At 49.7% G+C, this 1,037-nt stretch carries 1 protein-coding gene; it reads left to right on the forward strand.

Features of this window, described 5'->3' with window-relative positions; genetic code table 11:
* Positions 1–87: 87 nt before the first annotated feature.
* Complete coding sequence (locus tag C446_RS17040; RefSeq protein ID WP_006674381.1) at positions 88–840, forward strand: hypothetical protein; 753 nt, start codon at positions 88–90, stop codon at positions 838–840.
* Positions 841–1,037 lie beyond the last annotated feature (197 nt).

Consider the following 1,037-nt stretch of genomic DNA (forward strand, 5'->3'; position numbering starts at 1 on the left):
TGTCGATTTCCATACCAACCTCGATTTCCTCGACTTCACCCTTCTAACCCGTGATATCAGCTGATTAGATCGCTCTTCAACAGAGCAATGCAAGCAGAAATCATCGGAATTGAGGATGGTATCGTTGGTGTCAGAGTAGTTGACCCACGTGGAAACACTCATTTGGTTGAAATAGATGTTGATGAGCAAGACACGATTGATCTTCATGCCCAGGAGGCGTATCCTCTAGAGGCGTCTGATCAAACTGAAGACGTACAACGGATTATGGACCAAGTGCTTGCTCGCGCCCGATTCGAGGCCCACACACAAACGGAGTACGACATCCTCCGTTCGGGGTGGGACCCAACCCAGTTACGCCGGGGCATCGACGCTCTCGAGAGCATTTCAGACGACGAATTCGACAACCTCTTCTACGAGTATTACATGGCGTTGCACGATCCGACGGGCCTCAAAGACGAGTACGATATCGGTCCAGACACTGCCGAAGTCGAGGGGGACCCTCGGATCGCACTCGTGATCAAGAGCTTCTGTATCGACGATCAAAATGAGATTGTGAACGATTTACCCCTGTTCGTCTTCTACTCGAGCGAACAGGCCGACAAAAATTATACGGCTGGTCCGGATCCCGACTGTCCCAGTGGTACTACTGAAATCCCGTCGATGCTCCCGCCGTTCAAAGACGCACCAGCAGACTTCATCTATCCAGAGGACTTCAGAGGCCTGATGATCAATAATCTCATTTGCCAAATTAGAGATATTTATCGTAATATGGGTGAGCGTCCACCGAAGCAGTACGATATTGACGGCTTCGGGAAACCCCACGGAAACTTTGATCGATGACACTAACTGTAGTCTTCATCGAATGAATGAGGCGTACACGAATCACGTATTGTTTGATTGGGATGGAGGCCTCATTGGGCACGTTCACGAACGATATACAGAGGAAACACCATCTGTTCTAGTTTAGTGGCGGAGTGAAGCAGCATCTCAGCGGAAACTGTACCTAATTGGGAAGCTATTGGCTCAGGAGACTGGGT

This window comes from Halobiforma nitratireducens JCM 10879, from assembly GCF_000337895.1.
GTDB classification, from domain to species: domain Archaea; phylum Halobacteriota; class Halobacteria; order Halobacteriales; family Natrialbaceae; genus Natronobacterium; species Natronobacterium nitratireducens.